The sequence below is a fragment of the Microcystis sp. LE19-41.2A genome (assembly GCF_027530405.1).
Lineage (GTDB): Bacteria > Cyanobacteriota > Cyanobacteriia > Cyanobacteriales > Microcystaceae > Microcystis > Microcystis aeruginosa.
On the sequence record NZ_JAPZQJ010000441.1, the window covers coordinates 1 to 1,049 of the forward strand.

The 1,049-nt window shown below is 41.8% G+C and carries 1 protein-coding gene; it reads right to left on the reverse strand.

Features of this window, described 5'->3' with window-relative positions; translation table 11 throughout:
- Window positions 1–718: 718 nt before the first annotated feature.
- On the reverse strand, window positions 719–1,049 hold a 331-nt coding region (locus tag O9290_RS18825), incomplete at its 5' end, for an IS30 family transposase (protein WP_502846467.1).

A 1,049-nucleotide genomic window follows, 5' to 3' on the forward strand; every position in this document is an offset into this window, starting at 1 on the left:
GATAGCTTTCCATACATTCGTAGTCTTAGTGGTTTTCGGTTTCCCGAATCCTTTACCTTCTCTCGCTTTCGTCATATAGACTCCTACTAGACTCTATCCTTACAGACAAACCGTAACCTGTTAGCATATCCTGACTATTACCGTCAAGCGTTGGCTTTTGGTTACATCTCACACCCTTAAAGGCTTGCGCTTACACTTGTCACTACTGGGTATTTCGACCTGTACCCAGAGCCTAAAAGGGTTTATTACGTTCCTTTTATATGGGCATTCCATCTTTAGATTTGTCCTCTCCACCGGGGTACTTTTAAAGGTCTGTGTAAGTGAAAAATCAAAGTTCCTTACTTTCTTCCCCTTATTCTTTTGAACGCAGTGTGTCAACCTATTTCACTACTAACTTGTTACGATGGTTCAAGTCGGACATTTGGCTCACGCCTAATCATGGATGGTTGGCAGTGGTCTCGATTTGGATGTTAGGTTACATCTAGGAGCCTTCCGTTCCCCGCTTCAGTCCCAGAGTTGTGACTTCTGAATCTGGGGGTGGCTATCGCCGTTACTCTCACCTTTGTAGCAATTGTAAATAATTGTTACAAAGTGTATTGACCTTGAGTCCCCTTGCCTAGTTTTGGTATCGAGTGATACTAAACGTCGGGACATATAAACAGTTATAAGGTTGGTCAAGGTTGACCTGTTAGATTCAGTCAGGGGACTGAAGACCTTACTAGTCGGTTATTTCGGGCATTTGGTTCCTTATTTCATGCCTAAACGTTTCGCACTTGTTAATCAAGTTTACGGCTCTTTCCACCTCCTCTGGCTTAAGGATTTTAAAATTTGTCCCCTTGGGAAAAAATTGTCTCAATAGTCCCTTAGTATGCTCATTTAATCCCCTCTCCCACGAATGATAAGGAGTGGCAAAATAAAAATCTGCTCCTAGTTTCTGACTCAACTCTTGATGTCCACAAAATTCTTTGCCGTTGTCACAAGTAAAGGTTTTTCTTTTGTCAGGGTGAATCTCTTGAAAAAGTTTTTCTGTGACTCTATTGATTTCCGAT